Source organism: Vibrio sp. D401a (genome assembly GCF_030248515.1).
Taxonomy (GTDB): domain Bacteria; phylum Pseudomonadota; class Gammaproteobacteria; order Enterobacterales; family Vibrionaceae; genus Vibrio; species Vibrio rotiferianus.
The window spans coordinates 1-21,412 of record NZ_JAHGAI010000025.1; the positions used below are offsets into that span (position 1 = coordinate 1).

At 42.1% G+C, this 21,412-nt stretch carries 19 protein-coding genes; 12 read left to right on the forward strand and 7 right to left on the reverse strand.

Annotation, left to right across the window (positions count from 1 at the left end; translation table 11 throughout):
- The 5 genes from KIV41_RS12435 to KIV41_RS12455 all read right to left on the reverse strand — a co-directional run.
- Positions 1-1,351, reverse strand: a 1,351-nt coding sequence (locus KIV41_RS12435; RefSeq protein WP_285336588.1) for a VWA domain-containing protein, incomplete at its 3' end; no start/stop codon positions are given.
- Complete coding sequence (locus KIV41_RS12440) at positions 1,344-2,348, reverse strand: VWA domain-containing protein (RefSeq protein ID WP_285336589.1); 1,005 nt, start codon at positions 2,346-2,348, stop codon at positions 1,344-1,346. The genes KIV41_RS12435 and KIV41_RS12440, both read right to left, overlap by 8 nt.
- Entirely contained in the window at positions 2,341-2,817 is a 477-nt protein-coding gene (locus KIV41_RS12445; protein WP_020197346.1) for a DUF4381 domain-containing protein, read from the reverse strand. Before KIV41_RS12445 ends, KIV41_RS12440 begins: the two co-directional genes overlap by 8 nt.
- Positions 2,818-2,860: 43 nt before the next feature.
- The gene (locus KIV41_RS12450; RefSeq protein WP_010451088.1) at positions 2,861-3,787 is read right to left on the reverse strand and encodes a DUF58 domain-containing protein; all 927 of its coding nucleotides are present in this window, start codon (positions 3,785-3,787) and stop codon (positions 2,861-2,863) included.
- 14 nt (positions 3,788-3,801) lie between these two features.
- Positions 3,802-4,758, reverse strand: a complete 957-nt coding sequence (locus KIV41_RS12455; RefSeq protein WP_285336590.1) for a MoxR family ATPase — start codon at positions 4,756-4,758, stop codon at positions 3,802-3,804.
- A 319-nt stretch (positions 4,759-5,077) separates the two neighbouring features.
- Between KIV41_RS12455 and KIV41_RS12460 the strand changes: the two genes are divergently transcribed.
- The 9 genes from KIV41_RS12460 to KIV41_RS12500 all read left to right on the forward strand — a co-directional run bounded on the left by KIV41_RS12460 (position 5,078) and on the right by KIV41_RS12500 (position 14,389).
- The gene (locus KIV41_RS12460) at positions 5,078-6,994 is read left to right on the forward strand and encodes a methyl-accepting chemotaxis protein (protein WP_038886693.1); all 1,917 of its coding nucleotides are present in this window, start codon (positions 5,078-5,080) and stop codon (positions 6,992-6,994) included.
- A 55-nt stretch (positions 6,995-7,049) separates the two neighbouring features.
- On the forward strand, positions 7,050-7,250 hold the full coding sequence (locus KIV41_RS12465) for a chromosome partitioning protein ParA (protein ID WP_038886694.1): 201 nt from the start codon (positions 7,050-7,052) through the stop codon (positions 7,248-7,250).
- Between the two features lie 174 nt (positions 7,251-7,424).
- Entirely contained in the window at positions 7,425-8,096 is a 672-nt protein-coding gene (locus KIV41_RS12470; RefSeq protein ID WP_010451093.1) for a LuxR C-terminal-related transcriptional regulator, read from the forward strand.
- Positions 8,097-8,318: 222 nt separating this feature from the next.
- On the forward strand, positions 8,319-8,963 hold the full coding sequence (locus KIV41_RS12475; RefSeq protein WP_045391117.1) for a LuxR C-terminal-related transcriptional regulator: 645 nt from the start codon (positions 8,319-8,321) through the stop codon (positions 8,961-8,963).
- A 198-nt stretch (positions 8,964-9,161) separates the two neighbouring features.
- A complete protein-coding gene (locus KIV41_RS12480; protein WP_285336591.1) occupies positions 9,162-9,755 on the forward strand; it encodes a calcium-binding protein in 594 nt (197 codons plus the stop codon).
- A gap of 43 nt (positions 9,756-9,798) precedes the next feature.
- Complete coding sequence (locus tag KIV41_RS12485; RefSeq protein WP_285336629.1) at positions 9,799-11,529, forward strand: type I secretion system permease/ATPase; 1,731 nt, start codon at positions 9,799-9,801, stop codon at positions 11,527-11,529.
- Positions 11,504-12,844: an HlyD family type I secretion periplasmic adaptor subunit gene (locus KIV41_RS12490; protein WP_285336592.1), complete on the forward strand. Its 1,341-nt coding sequence runs from the start codon at positions 11,504-11,506 to the stop codon at positions 12,842-12,844. The genes KIV41_RS12485 and KIV41_RS12490 overlap by 26 nt, the downstream gene beginning before the upstream one ends.
- Positions 12,845-12,970: 126 nt before the next feature.
- Complete coding sequence (locus KIV41_RS12495; protein WP_285336593.1) at positions 12,971-13,525, forward strand: sugar O-acetyltransferase; 555 nt, start codon at positions 12,971-12,973, stop codon at positions 13,523-13,525.
- Positions 13,526-13,663: 138 nt separating this feature from the next.
- On the forward strand, positions 13,664-14,389 hold the full coding sequence (locus KIV41_RS12500; protein WP_285336594.1) for an SDR family NAD(P)-dependent oxidoreductase: 726 nt from the start codon (positions 13,664-13,666) through the stop codon (positions 14,387-14,389).
- 73 nt (positions 14,390-14,462) lie between these two features.
- Here KIV41_RS12500 and KIV41_RS12505 read toward each other — a convergent pair whose 3' ends face one another.
- Positions 14,463-16,601, reverse strand: coding sequence for a diguanylate cyclase (locus tag KIV41_RS12505; RefSeq protein WP_285336595.1), 2,139 nt, complete (start codon positions 16,599-16,601; stop codon positions 14,463-14,465).
- 233 nt (positions 16,602-16,834) lie between these two features.
- Between KIV41_RS12505 and KIV41_RS12510 the strand changes: the two genes are divergently transcribed.
- The 3 genes from KIV41_RS12510 to KIV41_RS12520 all read left to right on the forward strand — a co-directional run bounded on the left by KIV41_RS12510 (position 16,835) and on the right by KIV41_RS12520 (position 20,641).
- On the forward strand, positions 16,835-17,314 hold the full coding sequence (locus tag KIV41_RS12510; protein ID WP_010451108.1) for a DM13 domain-containing protein: 480 nt from the start codon (positions 16,835-16,837) through the stop codon (positions 17,312-17,314).
- 149 nt (positions 17,315-17,463) lie between these two features.
- Complete coding sequence (locus KIV41_RS12515; RefSeq protein ID WP_038884694.1) at positions 17,464-18,312, forward strand: mechanosensitive ion channel family protein; 849 nt, start codon at positions 17,464-17,466, stop codon at positions 18,310-18,312.
- 322 nt (positions 18,313-18,634) lie between these two features.
- Positions 18,635-20,641, forward strand: a complete 2,007-nt coding sequence (locus tag KIV41_RS12520) for an EAL domain-containing protein (protein ID WP_240703726.1) — start codon at positions 18,635-18,637, stop codon at positions 20,639-20,641.
- A 42-nt stretch (positions 20,642-20,683) separates the two neighbouring features.
- On the opposite strand, the gene azu is transcribed toward KIV41_RS12520, so the two are convergent.
- Positions 20,684-21,136: an azurin gene (gene azu / locus KIV41_RS12525; protein WP_010451113.1), complete on the reverse strand. Its 453-nt coding sequence runs from the start codon at positions 21,134-21,136 to the stop codon at positions 20,684-20,686.
- Between the last annotated feature and the right edge of the window lie 276 nt (positions 21,137-21,412).

Here is a 21,412-nt window from a genome sequence, read left to right on the forward strand (position 1 = left end):
GCTGTTGCTGCTGTTGCTTCAGTTTCTCCTCTACAACCGACAGGTTCTTTTTCGCAGCTTCAAAGTCAGGCTTTTCTTGAATTACGTTTTTATAGAGCTCCGCCGCATCCTCAAGTTGTCCATTTTGAGCAAGTGCATTGGCTAAGTTGTAACGGCCATCAAGGCTTGGATTATTGGAGAATGCTTCAATCGCGCTTTCGTAATCCCCAGCTTGGTAGCTTGCTGCGCCTTTCCAATTAGGATCAGTAAAGGTATTTTGGGCCTTTTCGTACTCACCTTGTTGATAAAGCTGTTGACCTTGTTGGTTCTGATTCAAGAACGCATTCGCTTCTGCTTTTGGTGCCCAACTCATCGGTAGCACGGTCGCAACCAATACCCAAATCATGCCTCGACGGAAGAGTAGGGCAGCAGGAATCAACAACAGAGGTAGCAACCAGAACCCACCGTTCAAGCGAGAGTCGGTTTTCACGTCTTCACTTTGCTTGGCGGCAAGGTTGTTACTCGCGTTATTAGTAAACGCGGCAATGTTCTCAACATCACGGTTATTGTGTTGAATTGGCACAAATAATCCGCCGGTCTCTTTGGCTAACTTCTGTAAGTTTTTCAGGTTAGTCTTCGCTACCACTGTGTTGCCTTGTCGGCTCTTCATCAAAGAACCATCCGGAAGGGCTATTGGTGCGCCAGTTGATGTGCCGATAGCGAGTACTGACACACGAATGTCTTTACCGTTTAATACCGCTAATGAGCGAGACAGTTCGGAGTCATCCAAATCATCTGCCAGCACGACGATGTCACCTTGATTGACACCCGCTTGAGTAAACTGGCCAAGCGCGGTTTCAATCGCTGATGGTAAGTTGGAGCCTTGATAAGGCATTAACTCAGGGGACAAGTTTTCGATGATGCCAGCGAGTGTGCTGGAATCTGTCGTCAGTGGACTTAACGTATAAGCATCGCCCGCGTACGCGACCAAACCTGTTGAGCCTTCTTTCCATTTCGGCAATAAATCCAATGCTTTATAGCGGGTTTGTGACAGGCGATTTGGCTTCACATCCGTTGCGTACATAGAGCGCGACATATCCAGAACTAACACTCGGTTTTGGCTTAGTTCAAAGCTCGGGCGAGTGTTGGATTGCCAACTTGGACCTGCTAGAGCAATACAAGCGATAGCCCATGCTAATCCCCAAATGGCGAAGTAATGCTTGGTATTCACTGAATGACCGAGCATTTTGGCTAAATGGGGCGCAATCAACGATGACTTTTTGGTTCTGTATTGGCTGTTAATCGCAAAGACGACGGGAATGACGAGCAAACCCAACAACCAATAAGGATTTAGGAAAGTAAACTCAGCCATGTTTTCTCCTTAGAACAAACAGGAACACGGAAAGCACAAGTGCAGCACCTAGTGGGTAAGGGAACCATTCCGACTGAGGACGCCAAGTTTGCGTATCGCTAGAAACTGGCTCTAGTTGATTAATGGTGTCGTAGATCGTTTCAAGTTCTTTAGCATCACGTGCTCGGAAGTATTTACCACCTGTCATCTCTGCAATCTTGGTCAGCGTTTGCTCATCAAGATCTGAGGCGGTATTGACTTTGCGAGTCATGAAGAAGTCTTTCACCATCATTTCACCAGCGCCCACACCTACGGTGTAGATGGTTGCGTTGTATTTTTTAGCGATATCAGCGGCTTCAAGCGGATCAAGGACACCAGCTGTATTGCTACCATCGCTGAGCAAGATCATCACACGTTGTGGTGCGTCACTGTCTACAAAGGTTTTGGTGCCTAAGCCGATACCATCACCAATTGCGGTGCGCTGGCCAACCAAGCCAATGACGGTTTGATTGATCTGTTGCATCACGGTTTTACGGTCAGCGGTAAGTGGCGTTTGTAGATAAGCATGATCACCAAATAGAACCACTCCTAAGCGGTCACCTTGGCGTTTTTCTACGAAATCTGATAAGACTCTTTTGACGGCGGTTAGACGGTCTATGTATTCACCGTTGTCGTTCATGTCTTCTTTTTGCATAGAGCCAGATAAGTCGACCACTAACATCATGTCACGGTATTTCGGTTGAAACTCAACCGGATCGCCGTACCAAACCGGGCGAGCACAAGCGACAACCAACAGAGCCCATACGCCAATAGACAGGAATCTTTGTACGACCTGTTTTGGTTTGTTGCTGTGTTTGTTGTCTGGCAGGTACGCCAGCTTAATTTCAGCTTGCTGAGTCTCTTCAGGGAAGAACTTATAAATCAGCCAAGGTAGGGGCAGTAACAATAATGCCCACCACCAGACAAACTCAATGTTCAACCACTGAGAGAGGCTCGAAACGAGAGTTGCCTCAGTCACGAGTTTTTGCCTTTTTCTTTGGTGGCAATGCGGTTTCAATCCAGAAAGCGCAATCATCAATTAAGGCTTGATGCTGCTCTTGACCAGACTTTTGATACAGCGCCGCTTGCCACTGTTGTTGTTTGTCGACAAATCGAGTTTCTTTGGTGTAGCTATCAAGAAACTCGTACCAAGCAGAGCCTGTTAATGGCGCGATTTCTTCACGAGGGAAGTAACTCAAAGCCGCTTGACGAAGAACCTCTAATGCGGAAGATGGTGTGTGTGGTGTGATCGGATTGGTCAACAATTTCAATGCGGTCTTCTTAGCAACAAGACGCTTTGTACGCCATCTTAAGTACAGTACGACGATTAAGATGGAGAGAACTACACCGCCCAGAACTGCCCACCATCCCCAAGCAAGTGGGAACCAATCAGGTGCATTCGGTAGGATTAAAGGTTCAAGGTTTAGGCTTTGATTATTCGTTGTCATTATTATTACTACTGCTTGAATGATTTGTATGTTGTTGCTTTGATTAGCTTAACTGCTGAACCAGCGGTAACCCGCTCGACAGACTGTTAAATGGAATTGCCATTGAATGACACTGCTGTTTAATGGCTTGTTGATGCTTAACGAAGTGAGACTCCAACTCCTGGCGCTGTCCTTTCGAACCGAAATTAAACCACTGACTTCGATGACCATCGGATGCTTTCGCCTGGCCTCGGAAGTCGGTTTCGCCTCGCTCAAGAGGATCATAAAACTGCACTGCACGAACGCTGTTGTGTTGCTTTAATCGACGCAATTGAACCAGCTCTTTCTCTTCCACTTGAGCAAAGTCGCTCAGCAGAATGAGTTCACTGCCTTTCGGCGTTAGGTTATGTAGCGTTTCAATTGCGGTCATGTAAGGCAGTGTGCGTGTGCTGTCAGCTTGTTGATTCGTAAGCAATTGATTGTGAGTATTCACTATCGCGTCAAGAATCCTCAGCCCTTGCTTTTGTAAAGAAGAAGGTCGGAACTCAATACACTGGGAACCATCATCTATCACCGCGCCGATGCGGTCTTTCTTGGCTAATGTCAGCCAAATCAAGACGCTAGCGAAATGCGCCAGTTGAACCGACTTCAATACATATTGCGATCCAAAGTGCATGCTTGGGCTCAAGTCGATGTATAAGATCACCGCTTGCTCTTTGTCTTCAGCAAACAACTTGGTGTGCGCTTTTCCCGTTCGAGCCGTGACTCGCCAATCGATGCTGCGAATATCATCACCCGCTTGGTATTGGCGCACTTCCATGAAGTCCATACCGCGCCCTTTTTGACGACTGGTATGGTTACCGCTCATTTGAGACCAAATACTCTGGGCTGGTGGCAACCAACGAACCGATTGAGTGCGATATTGAAGCAGCTCTTCAAGGGTTAATGTCACCCCATTCGCATGAGGTGGCAATGCATATGATGCAGACATGTCACCTACCTACGTTATGCGCTACCTACAAGATTAAGAAGCTTGTCGATAACCTGATTTGCTGTAATGCCTTCTGCCTGAGCGTGGTAGCTAAGCAGCAGACGGTGACGTAGCACAGGGTAAGCCATGGCTTGAACGTCTTCTGGTGAAACGAAGTCACGACCTGCCAGCCACGCATGAGCACGAGCACAACGGTCAAGGGCGATCGTCGCACGCGGGCTCACACCCATAGATAGCCATTTAGCAAGCTCTGAGTCGTAATCGCTTGGCTGTCGAGTCGCCATCACAAGACGAACGATGTATTGCTCAATCGCATCTGCCATGTGGATGTTGAGTACTTCTTTGCGTGCGGTGAAGATGTCTTCTTGGCTCAAGCTTGGACGTTCAATCGTCGCTTCGCCTTTTGCCTCACCACGGTTGATGCGCAAGATAGCCAACTCATGTTCCGCATCTGGATAATCCACATCAAGGTGCAGCAAGAAACGGTCAAGCTGCGCTTCTGGGAGCGGGTAAGTACCTTCTTGCTCGATTGGGTTTTGAGTTGCCATCACCAAGAACAGCTCTGGGAGTGCGTATGTGTTTCGTCCCGCTGTCACTTGCTTCTCAGCCATTGCTTCAAGCATCGCGGCTTGCACTTTAGCTGGCGCACGGTTGATCTCATCAGCAAGGATCAGTGAGTTGAAAATAGGACCAGACTGGAAGGTAAATTCGCCCGTTTCTGGACGGAAGATATCGGTACCCGTCAAATCGGCTGGCAGTAGGTCTGGTGTGAACTGAATACGGTGGAAATCACCTTCTACACAATCCGATAGAGATTTCACCGCACGGGTCTTAGCCAATCCTGGAGGACCTTCAACCAAGATATGCCCATCGGCAAGTAGAGCAATGAGAAGCTGTTTAATGAGATCATGCTGACCAATGATCTGAGACTCTAAGTAGCTTTGAAGAGTTTCGAAGTTTGTTTTGTGCATTTTTTGGACTCTCTGGTATCCATATGATTCTTGTTGTGTGTATTTGTCCTTGGATTGTCGAGAAAAGTTCCGGCCTGGACACGCAATTTATCTTTCCAATATTGGGATGCATATAATAATTGCAACCGCTTGGTAGTTGTGTCTTTTGTCACTAAATATTGAGTTGCACAGCAATTTCAAAAAAATGTGAGAAAAACCTCTAGTTCTCTGCTGTGATGTCGATATAACCTGCGTGAATATTTGCTTGTAAAGGCAGTCCCCCATAGCTGATTTTATAAAATATCAGCACATAATGAGTGATTCTATTGAAGGTCCATAAATGCTTAAATTTAGTTCATTGAGTATTAAACAAAAGGTTGTACTTGGTATTACATTTGCTGTACTTGCCTCTACAATTATTGTTGGTGTGATGGCACAACGTCATGCCAAAGAAGTTTTAAGTCATCGACTTATTGATATTGAATTGCCAGCAATGTTGCAACAAATTAACACGGAAATAGACCGTGAAGTTGTTCAGATGCAACAGGCAGCCAAGCAATTGGCTACGAATGAGTTTGTAGTTGAAGCGGTTTCGACTACTGATCGCAACTCACAAGTTGAATCGAAATTAGTTCAGCAGTTAAACAATGTGAAATCTCAATATAAGCTGAATGATGCATCGGTTGCGAACCGTGATACAGCATACTACTGGAACCAAAATGGTTTCTTACGTCAACTAAACCGTTCACAAGACGGGTGGTTCTTTGGTTTTACTTCATCTGGCCAAGAAACGTCGGTAAGTGTATTCCAAGAGGCAAATGGCGAAGTAAAAATGTTCGCGAACTATCAGGATCTTTCCGGTACTTCGATGTCAGGTTTATCTAAGTCAATGGATGATATGGTGTCACTGCTGAATGGTTTCAAAATTGAAGATACTGGCTATGTGTTCCTTACAAACAGTAAAGGCGATATCCAAATTCATCGTCAGCAAGGTAAAAACAAGTCTTCTATTAATCAACTATTCGGTAGTCAGGCGTCTCAACTGCTAAACAAAGGTAATTTCAATCTTGTAACGACCGAATTTGAAGGTCAAGAGATGTTTGTGTCTAGCTTGTATGTACCTTCAATGGACTGGTTTGTTGTTGGTGTTGTACCGGTTAATGAAGTGTTCGCTGATCTAAATGCAACTGGTCAAAAAATGATGTTGACGACGGCAATTGTGGCGCTAATCTTTATTGCTATGGGTGTGTTGCTAGCGAATAGCATTACGAATCCAATTAAATTGATTGCAGACCGATTTACCGATCTGGGACAAGGCGAAGGTGATTTGGCCCAACGTATCGAGATCAAAGGCAATGATGAGATAGCCCAGTTGTCAAAAGGCTTTAATGGCTTTATTGAGAAAATCCATGCAACGATGAAAGAAGTGTCTTTGACAAGCAACTCACTGAGTGAAGCGGCTGAAGGCGTCTCTCATAAAGCGACGACGACTCATGATAATAGCCAAGAACAGCGAGATCAAACGATCCAAGTTGTAACTGCTATTAACCAGATGGGTGCGACGATCAGTGAGATTGCATCCAATGCTGCGACGGCCGCGGACACAGCTAATCAAGCATCTGACAATACCCAAACTGGTAGACAAGTAGTTACTCAGGCAAAAGAAGTAATCAGCCGCCTAGCTGGTGACGTAGAGACTACAAGCATGGTTGTGGCTCAACTTGCAACGACCACAAAGGATATTGGTTCTATCCTTGATGTAATTCGTGATATCTCTGAGCAAACTAACTTACTTGCACTTAACGCAGCGATTGAAGCGGCGCGAGCTGGTGAGCAAGGTCGTGGTTTTGCAGTAGTAGCTGATGAGGTTCGAAACCTAGCTTCACGTACAGCTGACTCGACAGAAGAAATTCAGAAGATGATCAATCAACTTCAGAGCGACGCGCAAGATGCGGTAACCGCAATGGAAGCTGGTAAAGCAGTAACGTTTGAAGGTGTAGCATCGACAGATGAAGCTGTTGAAGTGCTGATGAACATTTCTGAGCGTATTGCAGATATTTCAGACCGAAACACGCAAGTAGCAACGGCAACCGAAGAACAATCAACAGTTGTTCATACGATCAATCAAAATATCGAAGAGATAAACGCAATTAATGAAGCGACGACAACAACCGCTGAAGAGCTTGCTAATGCTAGTCAGGAATTGCGTGACCTATCTTCTCGTCTGGACAAGATGGTAGGTAGCTTCAAGCTCTAGAGTTGGGTAGAATGTAGCAAGTGCTTTTGATTTTAACTACATTTGGTAAGTATCGATGAACGACTTTGAAAAAGAGCTGGAGATGATTTCTCAAGAAGCAGCTCAAGAGCCTGAAGTTAAACTTCCTTCTTTAGATGAGCAGAAACAAATTGCTGCTGAACTGAAAAAGCTAGAGGCTGAGGGTAAGTTGACACCGGAAGTATTAGAGCAATACTTTGGTAAGTTCAATCAGAAAAACTCAGTGCCAGTGCATTAATAAAGAGGGAGTTTTATACTCCCTTTTTTTATCTTTTTATTTAATTTATACTCAGTGTTAACTCCTCCCTTTTTTTTCGCTTTAAGCCCAACCTTTTTCATACTTGACAATAACCTCGACCTACCTAAATCTATTGCGTATTTCAAACCAAACTATTAAAGGACTTGAATAGCAATGGTGAGCGGATCTAAAAGTAATGTTATTTTGGTAACGGAAGACAGCTTACAGTCATCTTTACTTAAAGAAATTCTAGAAAATAAATTAAGAATCAACGTATTTTTACTCTCTCCAGATAAGCTCATTGCATTTAAAGCGATGTCAGGGAATATATCTACGATCATTCTTGATTCCAGTGTAGTCAGTGAAGATATGTACTCACATTATATGGAACTGAAAAAGGCAGAATTTAGTAATGCTGAAGAAATTCTGATTAATTGTGACAAGAATATACCTACGGAAGAGTTGTTCGCGTGGTCGAGCTTGAGCGGTATTTTTTACAACTCTGATGATATCCATACTTTACAGATTGGCATAGGCAAGATTCTGCAAGGTGAGATGTGGTTTAGTAGGAAGCTCGCTCAGCAGTACATAACCCATCTTCGTAGGCATTTTAAACCAGTCAGCCGAAATACGAAGACGGTGCTTACTAAGCGAGAAAGACAGATAATAACCTTCTTATCCATGGGAGCATCAAACCAACAAATTGCTGAAAATTTATTCGTGAGTGAAAATACAGTAAAAACACATTTGCACAATATCTTTAAGAAAATAGAAGTCAAAAATAGAGTGCAAGCACTAATTTGGGCGAAAGATAATATATCAAACGTTCAAGAAGTATCTTACTAACCTATTTATTAATTATTTTTGCGACTCACATCTACTCAATAGTACAAAAGTTTGCCATGTGTTTCTCATTTGAGAAACACTTTTTTTTATTTTGAATTTTTTACTTGCAACCATTTTATTCTCTCCCTATTCAAATTAACCTGTATGAACTAGCACTAAGATACTAATTATACCAATTGAGTGCACTAGGCAGGATTTAAATTTAAATGGTAGAGAAGAGACATGGAAAGTATTCAAGTTAATCCAGAAGTACTATTAATTACTCAGCAAAGCTTACAAAGTGAAAACTTTAGGGATATGCTTGCATCAAGAGTAGATACGAAAATAACGACGATTAACTTAGACAATCCATATCAAAATCTGTGTAGCGAAAAGTATTATTTACTAGTTGATTTTTCTTCCGATATGTCCGAAGAAATGATGAGTCATTTAAAATCAGACGATCGTGTTATAGGTACGATTTTACTAAACCTAACTAAGGATCTGGCGATTGAAGAGTTGGCAGACTGGCCCCTATTAAAGGGCATCTTTAAGCCAACGGACTCCATTGATACCCTTTGTAAAGCTTTGAAAGGTATACTTGACGGTGATAATTGGTTATCACGAAGAATGCTGGATCAGCTAGTTTCATATCATGAAGCTAAGAAATACCGCATTGAAGAACCGGAACTTGAGATTGATTTGACAAGGCGTGAGGTGCAGGTTCTCCAAATGTTGAAAGAAGGCGGTTCCAATATGGAAATTGCGGATTCACTTTTTATTAGTGAACATACAATTAAGTCCCACCTTTACAATATCTTCAGAAAAATAGAAGTAAAAAACCGAAATCAAGCTACAAGATGGGCAAAGAAAAATCTGAAAGCTTGACTATAGATTCATGATTACAAATGACTTTATATATAAAAGTACCAATAGATGGTTATTTCTATTGAGTCGCAACTCTTAAAGTTTCATTCCATATTCAAACTTCTTTCCTTTGGCCATTTACTAAGATCAGCGGGTCTGGATCTCAAGTCGTAAGGTGCTGACATTCTAATAACATAAAGGAAAGTAGAGGAACTCTGTATGAGCGACCCAAATAAATACGAAGATAAAGAACAAGGGACCAACAGTAATGACGTAATTAAGTCCTACGACAATTCCAGTTCTGTGATCGTAGGTCTGGATGGTAGTGACAAAATCTATGCTGGAGCCAAAGATGACCTTGTAATTGGGGGAGATGGCAACGATTTGATTGTTGGCGGCAAAGGAAATGACGTCTTGAAAGGAGGTCATGGAAACGACACGATGCGAGGGGGAACTGGAGATGATGTGCTACTGGCTTCTCATGGTGATAACCGCATGCATGGTGGTGCCGACAACGACCGTTTGATCATAGGCTCAGGAAAAAACGTCGTCAGTGGTGGTAGCGGAGAAGACAAATTTGTGTTCACAGACAAGTTTGGCGGACATGGCAATTCAACGGTTTTAGACTTCAACGCTGATGAAGATATTTTGATGTTTAGTAGTGAATCCGTCCAGTCACTTTCAGACCTTGAGATAAGTTACGATGCACGTGGTAATGCTATGTTTAGTAACGGTGAAGATTTTACTGTTAAGGTCAAGGGTCTAACTCAAGAAGAAGTTGAAGCTCACGGTAGCGATTTATTTGTTTTCTAATTCATCTAAGTAGCGCCAGTTCATCTGGCGCTATATGATTTTAATGGTCTCTTCTGTGCCAAGTTCAATCTTTAAAGTAGTAAAAAATAAGTTAGTTGTGCTTATTTGGAGTTTGATGTTTTTTAGCTTCTTTATCAACTTATTGGTGTTATCCATACCTTTGTACATGCTTCAAGTATACAACAGAGTCATATCTTCATATTCAACGGATACCCTAGTCCTTCTCACGATTATTGTCATATCTGCAATGTTCACGATGGCTTTACTTGATATTGCGAGGGCAAAAGTGAGTCAGTCTTTCGGGAATTGGATGGAAGCGAAAATCTCAGTATTTATGTTGCGTCGAAGCATTCAGTTTCAGGCTTATACTGGGAAAGGTTATACCTCTCAGGTTTTAAAAGACATCCAGACGATAAAAGCCTTTCTGAGCAGTCAAGCTCCGTATCCTTTGTTAGATGCAATGTGGACCCCTATTTTTATTGCATTTGTTTATCTGCTACATCCAATGCTTGGTCATATATCGCTAGCGGGTTCACTTATTCTATTTGGTTTAGGGCTGCTTAATGAAGTGGTTACTAGGACATCCTTGCGAGAAGCAGAGGTACAGTCTGTCTCACATATTTCTCAAGCGGAAATAGCGACGCAGAATGCAAATTCGATACTTGCTATGGGAATGATGAATGCCTTTTTAGAGAAGTGGTTTCAAGGTGTTAGTAGTACAAAGAAGTCCGAAGAATCTTCATTAGATAAATCTATTTATTTGACAAACTTTTCAAAGTTCATAAGAGGGTCATTGCAGATAGCGTTGTTGGCTGGGGGAGCGTGGCTTGTCATATCACACGAAATAACGGCTGGTGCAATGATAGCCAGTTCAATATTGATGAGTAGAGCACTGTCCCCAATGGAACAAGCTATTACTACATGGCGAAATGCAGTATCAACGCATAACGCTTTCTCTCGGCTAAAGGAAATAGACTTAAGAGCGACTATGGCGGAAACCGATATGCCTCTCCCACCTCCAAAGGGAAACTTTGAACTCAAAAACTTAGCGTACCATCTTCCAGAAAACGCAGGTCTACTCTTTTCTCAAATAACGTTATCAATACCTCAAGGTACTTCCGTAGGAGTTATCGGACCCTCAGGAACAGGGAAATCAACACTTGCGCGTCTACTTCTTGGCATCATACCGCCCACAGCAGGAAAAGTGACCTTGGATGGAATGGAAGTCTCTGCTTGGCCTTCAGAAGATTTAGGGGAGCATATCGGTTACTTAGCTCAAGAAGTAGAGCTTTTTCCGGGAAGCATCCGTCAGAATATTTCTCGATTTAAGGAAGAAGATCCATCAAAAGTTATAGAGGCCGCTAAGTTAGCCGGATGCCACGAGCTAATTTTGAAAAAAAATGGTGGGTACGATTTTTCTATTGGCGTCAATGGTAGAGGTCTTTCTGGAGGTGAGCGTCAGCGAATTGCTCTCGCTAGGGCCGTTTATGGGCAACCTTCAGTCGTTATTTTTGATGAAGCGAACGCTAACCTTGATGGTGAGGGAGAGTCTGCGTATCAACGGTTGATAGCTCACTTAAAGGCTAAAGAGACGACTGTGATCATCATTGCTCATAACGCTAGTACTTTGAGGCAGATGGACCGTTTGCTTTATCTTTCTGATGGCAAAGCTCAACTCTACGGCCCTAGAGAGGAAGTTTTGAAGCGATTGATGGGAAATGACAATATCGAAATACCGAGAGTGAGAGATGAAAGAGCAACTGCCCATCGCTGAACAAACGAAGCGTGACAGAATATTCAGGTACACACCTCCTAGCCATTTGCATTGGAAGAAACCAATATTATTTGGCCTCACTTCATTAAGTGCATTTTTGATGGGATTTGTTTATTGGGGCGCAACGGCTCAACTGGAAAGTGCGGCTATTGCTTATGGTGATTTGTCGGTAATAAGCAAGCGTCAAAAGGTACAACATTTAGAAGGGGGGATTGTCGCATCAATACATGTGCATGAAGGTGATCGTGTCGAAGAAGGGCAACTACTTATTAAGCTTTCAGGACAACATGCGAGCGCTAAATGGGATTCTATGAATGGTTTATTCATACATACCGTAGCAAAAGAGAATCGGTTGTCATCCGAGTTAGACAACTTAGGTGAAATTTCATGGTCACCGGATTTAGAGAACCTCTCTAGTGAAGAGATACTTAGAGAAGCCAAGTTAGTCCAAAGTAAAATTTTTGAGGCAAGGAAACGTTTTTTTGACAGCAAACTAAATATCATCGCTCAAAGTATGTCTGGAGCTAATTTAGAGCTAGACAACTTGACCAACACCAAAAAGATTGAGAGAGAACGCTTACAGCTAATTGAAGAAGAAATACGTAGCAATCAGTCGCTGGTGCAAAGAGGGTATGCAGGAAAGTCAGCTCTTCTCCAACTTAAGCGTATGGCTACAGAAGTAAAAAGTACGCTTAGCCAACTCGATCGACAATCATTAACGGTGCAAAAGCGATTAGATGAGAATCAAGCGAGAATCGAAGAACTGCGCTTGGAGCGTCTCAATGAAATTGTTGCAGAACTAAGAGAAACCCAAAAAGATATTGTTACTGTGCGCGAAGAACTGCGTCTAGCAAAGGATACGTTAGATCGAACAAATATAGCGGCACCAATATCGGGTAGAGTTGTAAACATGCAGGTGTTTACCGAAAAAGGCGTTATAAACTCAGGTGATACGTTGCTCGAACTTGTACCTCTCGATGATGAATTGTTGGTTGAAGCTCAAGTTAACCCTGAAGATATTGACTTAGTAAGTACAGGACAATCTGCACATGTTCGTCTAACCGCACTTAATGCCAGAACATTGGCTCCTTTAAATGGGACCGTTCTTACCGTTTCAGCAGATAAGCTGACCAATCAACAGGAGCAAGATTACTATTTAGCTAGAATTGCTTTGAACCAAGAGGACGTGGAAAGCTACAAGCTAACATCTGGGATGAATGCGGAGGTACTCATTTTATCTGAACCAAGGACACCGTTAAGCTATCTTCTAAAACCATTAACAGAGAGTATGAATCGTGCGTTCCGAGAAGACTGATGGATAGGTCCTATTTGAAATCTCGTCATAGCGCTCACCCAAATAAATAATCCATTACGTCAGTCACATTTTGTGGTGTTGTGATGTGTTTTGATGCGTTTTTATTTTTTGTGAGGTGGTGTAAAGATGAGAACCGAGAAAGAAAAAATGCTGGCAGGTGAGCCATACGATGCTTGGGATAAAGAGCTATATCAAGCGCGAATTGAATGCCGAAAAGTGCTACAAAAGCTAAATAATAGCATTCCTGATACAGACGAGTGGCGCGGTGCAATTGATGAATTGATCCCCGATTCAGAAGGTGCGTACCTAGAGCCACCATTTCGATGCGATTACGGCTCAAACATTAAGCTGGGTAAAAACTTCTATGCAAATTTCAACTGCGTTGTATTAGACGTAGCGGAAGTGCATATAGGCGATAACGTTTTGTTCGCTCCGAATGTGCAAATCTATACGGCAGGTCACCCACTCGATGTTAAAGGACGAGTCGAAGAAGGCGTAGAATTCGGAACTCCGATTACAATTGGAGACAACGTATGGTTAGGGGGAAGCGTGATTGTTTGCCCGGGCGTGACTATAGGTGAAAACTCGGTGATTGGTGCAGGCAGTGTGGTTTCGAAAGATGTTCCACCTAACGTAGTAGCAGCGGGTAATCCCTGCAAAGTGATTCGCCCAATAGACTAGATAATCGAAAGCCGACATATCGTCGGCTTTTTCTTATATATAGTTAGAAAAGCAATGACCAAGCTGTGCTTTTGCTATCCATTGTCATTACCAAACCTTAAAATAATTTCTGCAAAAAATAGATTCAGAGGGTTATGTATGTACCAAAATAAAGTTGTGGTCATAACTGGGGGTAGTCAGGGGATTGGTCAATACCTGACCCAAGCTTACCTTGATTTGCAAGCTAAAGTTATTGTGTTCGATATTGCACCAAACAAAAATCCAGAAGCTGAGTTTTATCAAGTAGATTTGGGGCAAACCAATCAAATAGAACAAGCTTTTGACAAAATACAAACCCAGTACAGTAAGGTAGATATTCTGATAAACAATGGTGCGGTTGCTAATTTCAATAAGCCTCTTCAAGAACTTACTTTTGAAGAGTTTTCTCGTGTTATTGATGTAAACCTCAAAGGCTCTTTTGCTTGTTCTCGCCGATTTATAGGATTGAACAATCATCAGCCTTATGGACGCATCATAAATATTGCGTCTACTCGTTGGAATCAGAACGAATCTGGATGGGATGCTTATGGAGCCTCAAAAGGTGGTGTGGTATCAATGACCCAGTCTATGGCCATTTCCTTGTCAGATACGCCTATTACAGTTAATGCCATCAGCCCAGGATGGATTCAAGTTGAAGGATATGAAACGCTGAACCGTCTAGATCACGAGCAACATCCTTCAGGCCGAGTTGGGAAAGCGCAAGATATCGTTAATGCATGCTTATTTCTAACTCATCCCGAAAACGATTTTATTAACGGTCATAACTTAGTTATTGACGGAGGGATGAGTAAGAAAATGATCTATCAAGATAGTTTAATAGGCTAGAGCCTCTCGAGCGTTTTTACTTGACGACTTAAAGTACTTTTCTTCAATCTGAATTTTAACCAAAATTCTTTGATTAAACAGACTCTAAATCAAATGAATGGGCAGCAAAACTAATAGCGTTACGTCCCTTTTCTTTTGCCCGATATAGTTGTTTATCAGTAATGGTAAACAACTCTTCAAAGCAGCAACTATCAAGGCTATGAAAATTCACCGCCCCCACAGATAAGGTCAATATTTCTGAACATTTGGAAAGAGGGTTACTTAGGTTTAGATCTTCTATTTGCTCTTGGAGTAAAGAGAGCTTTGACATCAGCCGAGCCCCATTGAGATTTTCACATATGATTAGAAACTCATCTCCACCATAACGAAAAATATGAGTTCCAAACTGATCAAATACGTTTTTTAAAACATAGGAAACCAACTTTAGTGCCTGATCGCCTTTATGGTGACCATGAAAATCGTTGTAGCCTTTGTAGTAGTCAATATCAATGATCACCAAAGCTAATGAATTGCCGCTAATTTGAGCATTTGAAATCAATGAGGGGGTTAGAGAGTCAAGCTGATAGCGATTATATAAACCTGTAAGTGGGTCGGTGCGAGACAATGTTTCTAGTAGTATGTTGGCTTGCTGTAGATTTTGTCGTTGTTCAAAGTTTTCCAATGAAATAGCGATAAAATTCGCAAGCTGCTCAAAAAGATGAACATGATGTTGTTGGTATTGATCAGGCCGATGATGCTGGACCGACAAGACTCCTAATATTCGTTTACCCAGTTTTATTGGAGTCAAAATGATTGATCGGGCTGTTTTATTGTTGTCGAATACCACGAGATCGTGGTCTTCTCTAACTTCAAGAGGTACGTAACTACTGATCGATTCGTCGTTAACATTGTTAATATGTACAGTCTGCGCGGTACGAACGACATAACTACCAATATTTTTATCTTGATCGCAGTTGATGACCAGTCTCTCAACTGGTCCATCGCTATCAAAGAAGTAGCGGTAATCAAGCTCGTGGGTGCTCTGATCGTATAGGGCGATGCCAAATTCGTCAGTAGGAAAGACGGAACCAACTTTTTCGTAGATAAAGGCTAAGCCATTCTCCAAGTTATCGGATGTAGCGATGCTTTGACCTATATCTGTCAGGGTTCCAATCTGTTCCCGGATTTTTTTCATCACAAGATGCTCTTGATCTTGAGTTAAGTGACTTATCTGCCCCCTTAACTGTTCGGCATCATTCTGTTTCTGTTCGTTTAACTGATTTTCGAGATGGGATAAGAACATCATCTGAAAGCCAGCAAGCGCTTTCCAGTCGTTGCCTTTTTCATATATTGTCATTTGGGCATGGCAATACTTTGAATAGAAGCCAAAGTTGCTTTTTAAGTCATCATCTTGAGCTAGCTGATCACATAGATCCTGAGCTTGAGCATATTTTAAATGCTGGACTAGAAATTCTAGATACGCAGTTAAGTTTTCTTGTTGATTATGTTTGTCTTTGACTAGGCGGAAAAGCTGGTGAGCGGCAACAAAATGTTGCTCAATGTCGTCAAAATTATATGAATCGCAATTAAGTTTCGTTTGAGCAAGGTAACTATGAGAGATCGCCTCGATTCTAGTATCATTGATTTCAACCGCAATATTTAGGGCTCGCTCTATAGACACCAAGGCATTTTCAATGTTCTGAAGTTTACCAAGTCCGAGGCCAATATTAAGCTGACATATGGCTTGATTTACAAGGTTGCAAACCTTTTCGGAAGCTTGTGAACCTAATTCTGCTAGCTCTACAGCCTGTTGGTATTTTTCTAGTGAAAGGTATAGGTCACTAACATTTGTATATAACAGTGAAAGAGCATTAGTGTCTAATAAGTGTGTATGAAGAAGCACCTCTTGATAAAGAGAATATGCCGCTTGGTATTGTTCTCGGTCTGCATAAATAGACGCTAACAATATGTGTGCTTGGAAGCGCAAAGCGTTTTTACGAGACGGGCTCGCATCAATAGATGTTTGATAGAACTCTATTGCTTGCTCTAGCTGATCGTTGCGATCGCAAGTAAAACCTCTAACAAAGCTATCAACTTGTTGGCAGCGTTGGTAATCATGTTGTGTACATATAGCGTCAACGCGATCCAAAATATATGCTAGCCCTGATAAGCCTGGATAGTTCTGAATTCGCGTCAGCAACGCCACGATTTGTAAGTAAGCCGGATGGTCCATCAAGTCCCCTTTTTATATTTATATGCTTGATTTGCGATGGACGCAGTGAAGTTATGTAATCATTTTAATATGTCGTTCTGTAAAGGGCGAGCTAGATTCAATAAATATTGAACACTATTATGTAATCTATTTGTAATTTGTGATCTCACCTAGAAAATGCTAATAACAGCGGTGATGGATCGTGATGAGTTTATAAATTATCATCAGTAAGTAGAAGAGAATAAGGAGTACGAATGAGGGTTATATTACTGTTTTTTACACACGCGAGTTGTGTAGCGCTAGGGTTTGCTTTAGGTATTTACGCGTTGCCGATTCTTACTCAACCTGAATCGCCAGAAATCCCATCTGTGTCATCGAAAAACCAAAAAGAACTGCAACAAGGAAAGTTCGATAAGAATAGAGAAGACAGCGATTTCTTCCATTGGGGGGAGGGAGTGATTACGGCGACTGAGTCTCAGATTTTTTTTGAAGGAGAGCTTGCTCCTGGGCCTGATTACAAACTCTATTTATCGCCCCAATACGTAGAGACTGAATCAGACTTTATTCAATGGAAATCACAGATGGTAAACCTTGGAGATATAAAAACGTTTGATCGTTTTGTGCTTCCTCTCAGTCAGCCTATCGATACAGAAAAATATAACTCTGTCATTGTGTGGTGTGAAAGCTTTGGTGAGTTTATTACTTCAGCTAAGTTAGTTCCAGTCAGCGAGTAAGTGGTTTTCTAGAGAATGTTTCATCCGAGTTGTCCCATTTAAACCCTTCAAACTAGGACAATTGGTTAAGAAATTGATAAGGTTACTTTCTTACAACAGGACCTCTAACCTAAGAGGTCAAATAATCTAGGCCATACAGGGAGCGAGGAATGGAGAAAGTACAGTTAGTCGTCGATTTTCTTCTCACTCACAAGATTTTATTTACTGCATTAATCCTGCTGTTCATCATTCTTCTGCGTCGTTTGATTCTGTCTCGAATCCGAGGTGACGATGCATTCATTACAGAAGAGCAACGCAGTTGGATGTCGAGAACCAAAAATGGCACCTTTGCCATCACGCTGATTATTTTGTTTATCTTATGGCAATCCGAAATCAGCGAGTTTGCTCTCAGCGTGACGGCCATCGCCGTGGCGATAGTTGTTGCTTCTAAAGAGATTATTTTGTGTTTTACAGGTTCAATTCAACGTGCTAGCTCGCGCTCGTTTCGGATTGGTGATTGGATTGAAGTGGGTAAGTTATGCGGAGAAGTGATTGAGCACAACATGATGGCGACGGTTATCCAAGAAATCGACCTGCATCATGGGCAATATCACTACACAGGTAAAACCGCAACACTGCCAAATAGCATGTTTTTCACTTACCCAGTGAAAAACCTTAACTTTATGAAGCGCTACGTCTACCACAACTTTTCAGTAGTGGTAAAAGACTTTGTTAACTTATACCCGATTTTACCGCTACTAACCGATAAAATTGATGAACATTGTAGCTACTTCGCTGACGTTGCGCACCGCTATAATGCGATGATAGAAAAGCATGCAGGTGTCGACTTGCCGGGATCAGAGCCACATGTTCATATCGCCAGCAATATTAATGGTGAGCAAATCGTACATATCATGATTTTCTGCCCTACAGATAAAGCAAACCATCTAGAGCACTTGATTCGTAAAGACTTTATGGAGCTATATGAGCAGCACTTCCCAGTCCCGCTCTCTGGCTAAATGTTGATACGGAATAACAGCAACCCCGCTATAAATACGGGGTTTCTTTTTATTTGTCGTTACGACAAATAATCTTAATGGATCAAGGCGCATATAATCGCTAAATTACGCACGAGATTCGCTTTACTTATTAAGTCAATAATTACTAATTGATATTTTGATCTTAATCTCACTTTGGCTTTAGGTGGGAGCGATGCTTGTCAGCTTAAGTAAATGCGCTTCAATTGGTCGAATCTTATTTTGACTTGTCATTTGGTCCTATCAGTAAAAGAACTCGTTAATGCTAAAAAGTACAAAGACGTGTACGCGATTAATTCAACGTATGTCGGTTATCTCTACCTCTTGGAGTTCCGAATTTAAGTCCTACTTAACGGATTTAGCTTCGATTGCGCTACTGCTTCTCCCTTTGATTTTGTCTAATGCATTGGCGATATTTCTAGGACATGCTTTCCGTCTTACCGGATGGGGAGAACTGTCTCAACTACTTTTCCATGTCTCCGATATTCTGATAAATCTATATCCCAGTGCTTTTTGTGTTGTTGCTGGCTACTACCTTTCGCATAAAACCAATGTCTCTAGTGCGGTATTCATCATCTATTCGCTGATCATGTTTTACTTGATTTCGCTAGAAAACGGCAGCTTATCAGCAACATATATGTTGCCTAACAACCCATTACTCGCTCTGCTGAGTGCAACGATTACTTATCTATACTGCATTGCTTTTAAGATACGTTTGCTGGAGCCGCAAGCGCTAGATTTTTCGTCTCGTTTGCTCAAGCACGTAGTACATTTCTTCCTATTTGTATTGATTGCGTTAGTTGTGTCCAACTTGACGGCAATCGTTATGTCAATGTTTGGTAGTGCTATTCGTGAGATTGGAGTCGATCCGCTGACGTTACAAGGCGGCCTGATTTATCAAACTGTTTTGGGGTTACTGGGTTCCATTGGCATTAATGGGCACAATCTATTGTTCGCCATTAAGCAGCAGATATTTGCAGCGACTGAAGCGAATATGATTGCTTGGAAAGGTGGAGAGGCGTCACTAAATGTGATTAGCCAAGGTTTCTACGACGCGTTTATGTCTATGGGTGGTTCGGGTAACAGCATTAGCCTACTTATATGTGTATTGATGTTTGCCAGAGAGCGCAATCATCTGATGCTCGCACTAGCTGCAACGCCTTTGGTTATATTTAATATCAACGAAGTGTTGCTATTTGGGTTACCTATTATTTTTAACCCGCTGCTGATCATCCCTTTTGTAACGGTTCCATTGGTGAGCTTTGTCATCACATATTCATGTATAGCCTCTGGCATTGTGCCTCCAGTTGAGAACATCGTAAACTGGATGACGCCTCCTCTGTTCAGCGGTTATATGGCGATGGGAAATCAACTTGAAGGGTCGATTCTGCAGGCGGTTGTCATTCTTGTTGGCGTTTTCATCTATCGGCCATTTTACTTGGCGTATGCAGGAAAGTATTCAGCTCAGTTTCGTGCAAATGCGACGTATACTGGTATTGAACGCTCGATTTTTAAAACGCTGCTAAACAATGTCAGGGATTCCAATAAGACAAGTATCAGTAAATCTACCGCTCAGAAGCGTTTAACAACCATTTTACGTGAAGGCGAACTGGTCATGTTTTACCAGAAACTGCAGTCTACAAAAGATGTGAACGTATTCTCTTATGAAGCGCTACTACGTTATATCGATAAAGATGGGAAGTTGTGTCCACCAACGTTTGTTAGTGATTTTCAAATGCTTAATTCTATGCCATTGCTCGACAAGTTAGTGATAGAGAGAGTACTGGCTGACATGCAGAAAATGTCATTATCAAAAGAACGTCGCATCGCGATTAATATCGCAGTGGCGACTATTGAACAAGAAGAGTTTGTACCACATCTACTCTCTCGCTTAACTCACTATGGAATCGAACCAGAATGGCTAGAAATTGAGATTACTGAAGAAGCGATTTTGAGTAATAAAGTATTCCTAATTAGAACGATGGAAGCGCTGCAGGCAAAAGGTATTAGGATTGCTATGGATGACTTTGGCACCGGTTACGCATCGTTTCCTCATTTGCTGAAGTATCCTTTCGACAAGATTAAACTTGATCGCTCATTATTGTTAGATGCAACTGACCAAAAAGGTCGAGATCTTTATGAGTTAGTTGCCAAGCTTGGACGCATTACTCATTGTGAGGTGGTGGCTGAGGGGGTAGAAACCCAGCAAGAGTACGATTTTGTCAAGGGCTGTGGAGTGGACAAGGTCCAAGGTTACTTTTTTGCTCGCCCTGCGCCGTTGAAAGATATTATTGCTGAACAATCTATTTAAAATAAAAGGAAGCGTATTGCTTCCTTTTTGAATTTTGTACTGTTATTTGAACTCAAACTTACCCTGCATGATTGCCCAGTGACCAGGGAAAGAACAGAAGAATGAGTAATCACCTCCCGGAGTCATCTTCTCTGTGCTGAATGTGATAGAAGTGCTTTCGCCACCACCAATCACTTTGGTAAACGCGTAAACACGGTCATCGTTAGGTTTTACGTAGCTGTTCTCAAGACCTGCAGACATACCTTCCGTACCTACTGCCTGAAGGTTTGCTGTATCAGCTATCACCACGTTATGACCCATTGATTGTGCTGGCATTTTACCAGTGTGGTTCAGCGTCAGTTTCACTTCTTTACACGTCGCTGGCACGCTCAGTGTTTTGGTTGAAAACTGCATCATATCGTTAGCATCGATGGACACTTCACACTCTGCGCTTGCTTGCGCGCCAAAGCTTAATCCAGCTAGTGCAAAGGTTGCTGCTACTAAACGTAAAGACATATAACACTCTCCATATTTTATTTTTGGGCTGACTTGGATTCAAACCGATCCAATGCATCTCATTATCATCGAATATTCCAATTGAAACCGTGCTTCAATCCGGATATTGACGTTTTGTTGCAAAGTTATACTTATCGTTTTTATGGTGTGATCATTCATGTACCGTATTTTCCTCTCTTGATTTCATAAATGTGAAGGGGATCTTTTGGGCCAAGAACTACCAATCTTTTCGGGTATGAGGTCAGCTTTTATTGACGCTTTTTTCAGTAACATGTA